The sequence below is a fragment of the Pseudomonas sp. NPDC087804 genome (assembly GCF_044742965.1).
GTDB classification, from domain to species: domain Bacteria; phylum Pseudomonadota; class Gammaproteobacteria; order Pseudomonadales; family Pseudomonadaceae; genus Aquipseudomonas; species Aquipseudomonas rustica.
The window spans coordinates 1-3,679 of sequence record NZ_JBIUVN010000041.1; the positions used below are offsets into that span (position 1 = coordinate 1).

3 protein-coding genes are annotated in these 3,679 nt (G+C 60.8%); all 3 read left to right on the forward strand.

Translation table 11 applies throughout. The features are described from left to right. Nucleotides 1-1,412, forward strand: a 1,412-nt coding sequence (gene purF / locus ACIOMO_RS26675; RefSeq protein ID WP_401244470.1) for an amidophosphoribosyltransferase, incomplete at its 5' end; no start/stop codon positions are given. Between the two features lie 73 nt (nt 1,413-1,485). After that, complete coding sequence (locus ACIOMO_RS26680) at nt 1,486-2,697, forward strand: O-succinylhomoserine sulfhydrylase (RefSeq protein ID WP_401244472.1); 1,212 nt, start codon at nt 1,486-1,488, stop codon at nt 2,695-2,697. Next, entirely contained in the window at nt 2,694-3,470 is a 777-nt protein-coding gene (locus tag ACIOMO_RS26685) for an SDR family oxidoreductase (protein WP_053118953.1), read from the forward strand. The genes ACIOMO_RS26680 and ACIOMO_RS26685 overlap by 4 nt, the downstream gene beginning before the upstream one ends. Nucleotides 3,471-3,679: the final 209 nt, after the last annotated feature.

A 3,679-nucleotide genomic window follows, 5' to 3' on the forward strand; every position in this document is an offset into this window, starting at 1 on the left:
CCCGTACCCGCACCCGCCCAGATGGCCGCGGCGCCCCCCGCAACCACACTGCCCTCGTGCGTGACGTCATACCACAGCGTCACATGCCGCGTCTGCTCGGCCACATGGGTATCGGCCACGTCCGTTACCCGACCGCGGGCAGCTCGACTTCGGCCGAGGCTCAGCCGTTTTACGTCAACTCGCCTTACGGCATCACCCTGGCGCATAACGGTAACCTGACCAACGTTGAACAGTTGGCCAAAGAGATCTACGAATCCGATCTGCGTCACGTCAACACCAGTTCCGACTCGGAAGTGCTGCTGAACGTGTTCGCTCACGAGCTGGCTCAGCGCGGCAAGCTGCAACCGACCGAAGAAGACGTGTTTGCCGCCGTGACCGACGTGCATAATCGTTGCGTCGGCGGTTACGCGGTGGTCGCGATGATCACCGGTTACGGCATCGTCGGTTTCCGTGACCCGCACGGCATCCGTCCGATCGTGTTCGGCCAGCGTCACACCGACGAAGGCGTCGAGTACATGATCGCCTCGGAAAGCGTTTCCCTGGACGTGCTCGGTTTCACCCTGATTCGCGACCTGGCGCCGGGCGAAGCGGTCTACATCACTGAAGAGGGCAAGCTGCACACCCGTCAGTGCGCGACCAATCCTTCGCTGACCCCATGCATCTTCGAACACGTTTATCTGGCGCGTCCGGATTCGATCATCGACGGCGTGTCGGTCTATAAGGCCCGTCTGCGCATGGGTGAAAAACTCGCCGAGAAGATCCTGCGCGAGCGTCCAGAGCACGACATCGACGTGGTCATCCCGATTCCGGACACCAGCCGTACCGCGGCACTGGAACTGGCGAACCACCTGGGCGTGAAATTCCGCGAAGGCTTCGTCAAGAACCGTTACATCGGCCGTACTTTCATCATGCCGGGCCAGGCAGCGCGCAAGAAGTCGGTGCGCCAGAAGCTCAACGCCATCGAGCTGGAATTCCGCGGCAAGAACGTGATGCTGGTCGACGACTCGATCGTGCGCGGCACCACGTGCAAGCAGATCATCCAGATGGCCCGCGAAGCCGGCGCGAAAAACGTCTACTTCTGCTCGGCTGCTCCGGCGGTGCGCTTCCCGAACGTGTACGGCATCGACATGCCAAGCGCTCACGAACTGATCGCGCACAATCGTTCGACCCAGGACGTGGCGGATCTGATCGGCGCTGACTGGCTGATCTATCAGGACTTGCCTGACTTGATCGAAGCGGTCGGTGGCGGCAAGATCAAGATCGAGAGCTTTGATTGCGCGGTGTTCGACGGCAAATATGTTACCGGCGACGTCGATGAGGCGTATCTGGACAAGATCGAGCAGGCGCGTAACGACTCCTCGAAGATCAAGACCCAAGCGGTCAGTGCGATCATCGATCTGTACAACAACTGAGTTTCTACCGGCCCTGAGGGGCCGGTTTTGTATCTGACTTTCTATTTTCGAGAACAGCGCAAGGAGTGACAGCATGAGTCAGGAATGGGATGCCGGTCGGCTGGACAGCGACCTTGAAGGCGTAGCGTTCGATACCCTGGCCGTACGTGCCGGTCAGCACCGTACGCCGGAAGGTGAGCACGGTGATCCGATGTTCTTCACCTCCAGCTACGTGTTCCGCACTGCCGCCGACGCGGCCGCGCGCTTTGCCGGCGAAGTGCCGGGCAACGTTTACTCGCGTTACACCAACCCGACCGTGCGCGCGTTCGAAGAGCGGATTGCCGCGCTGGAAGGCGCCGAGCAGGCCGTTGCCACCGCAACCGGCATGGCCGCGATTCTGGCGGTGGTGATGAGCCTGTGCAGTGCTGGCGATCACGTGCTGGTCTCGCGCAGCGTGTTCGGTTCGACCATCAGTCTGTTCGAGAAGTACTTCAAGCGTTTCGGCGTGGAAGTCGACTATGTGCCACTGGCCGACCTGTCGGGTTGGGATGCGGCAATCAAGTCGAACACCAAATTGCTCTTCGTCGAGTCGCCGTCCAATCCTCTGGCGGAGCTGGTCGATATCGCCGCGCTGGCAGAAATCGCGCACGCCAAAGGCGCGATGCTGGTGGTCGACAACTGCTTCTGCACGCCAGCCTTGCAGCAGCCGCTGAAAATGGGCGCGGACATCGTCGTGCATTCGGCAACCAAGTTCATCGACGGTCAGGGCCGTTGCATGGGCGGCGTGGTCGCCGGTCGCAGCGAGCAGATGAAAGAAATCGTTGGTTTCCTGCGCACTGCCGGGCCGACCCTGAGCCCGTTCAATGCGTGGATCTTCCTCAAGGGTCTGGAAACCCTCAACCTGCGGATGAAGGCGCACTGCGCCAACGCCCAGCAACTGGCCGAATGGCTGGAGCAGCAGGACGGCATCGAGAAAGTCCATTACGCCGGTCTCAAGAGCCATCCGCAGCACGAACTGGCCCAACGTCAGCAGAAGGGCTTCGGTGCGGTCGTGAGCTTTGAGGTCAAGGGTGGCAAAGAGGGCGCGTGGCGCTTTATCGATGCAACTCGACTGATTTCGATCACCGCCAACCTCGGCGACAGCAAAACCACGATCACCCACCCAAGCACCACTTCTCACGGTCGCTTGGCGCCGCAAGAACGTGAAGCGGCGGGCATTCGTGACAGCCTGATCCGCATTGCGGTCGGTCTGGAAGACGTGGCGGATCTGCAAGCCGATCTGGCGCGCGGTCTGGCAGCGCTGTGATCGAGTTGTCGACCCCGAAACCCGGTACCCATGGCCGCGTTGCGCTGGTCACCGGTGCCGCGCGCGGTATCGGTCTGGGGATTGCGGCATGGCTGATCAGCGAAGGCTGGCAAGTGGTGCTGACGGATCTGGATCGTGCGCGCGGTTCGAAAGTGGCGAAGGTGCTGGGCGAAAGTGCCTGGTTCATCGCCATGGACGTTGCCGACGAAGCTCAGGTCGCGCTCGGTGTGGCTGAAGTGTTGGGGCAGTTTGGTCGTCTCGATGCGCTGGTGTGCAACGCGGCCGTGGCTGATCCGCACAACATCACCCTGGAAAGCCTCGATCTGGCCTACTGGAATCGTGTGTTGGCGGTGAACCTCAGTGGGCCGATGTTGCTGGCCAAGCACTGCGCGCCGTACCTGCGCGCTCACAACGGTTCGATCGTCAATCTGGCTTCGACCCGTGCGCGGCAATCTGAGGCCGACTCAGAGGCGTATGCGGCGAGCAAGGGCGGGTTGTTGGCGCTGACGCATGCGTTGGCGATCAGTCTGGGGCCGGAGATTCGTGTTAACGCGGTCAGCCCGGGCTGGATCGATGCGCGCGATCCTTCGGCGCGTCGAGCGGAGCCTTTGGCTGATGCCGATCATGCTCAGCATCCGGCGGGCAGGGTAGGGACGGTCGAAGACGTGGCGGCGATGGTTGCGTGGTTGCTGTCGAGGAATGCCGGGTTTGTTACCGGGCAGGAATTCGTCGTCGATGGCGGTATGACCAAGAAGATGATTTACACAGAGTAAGAAGCGAAGCCGCGAACGTGTAGGAGTGAGCCTGCTCGCGATAGCGGTTTCATGGATGTTACTTTCTCAAGGATTGAAGCAATTTCGTCTTTTTTAGAAAAACTTCAATCCTGCTATTGACTTAGGTTCGCTACCTGCGTAAATTTCGCGGCCTCGGAGATGCAAACGGGTGATTAGCTCAGCTGGGAGAGCGTCTGCCTTACAAGCAG

Coding starts and splice junctions, on each gene's coding strand:
- ACIOMO_RS26680 (WP_401244472.1), top strand. CDS start 1,486: ATGAGTCAGGAATGGGATGCCGGTCGGCTGGACAGCGACCTTGAAGGC.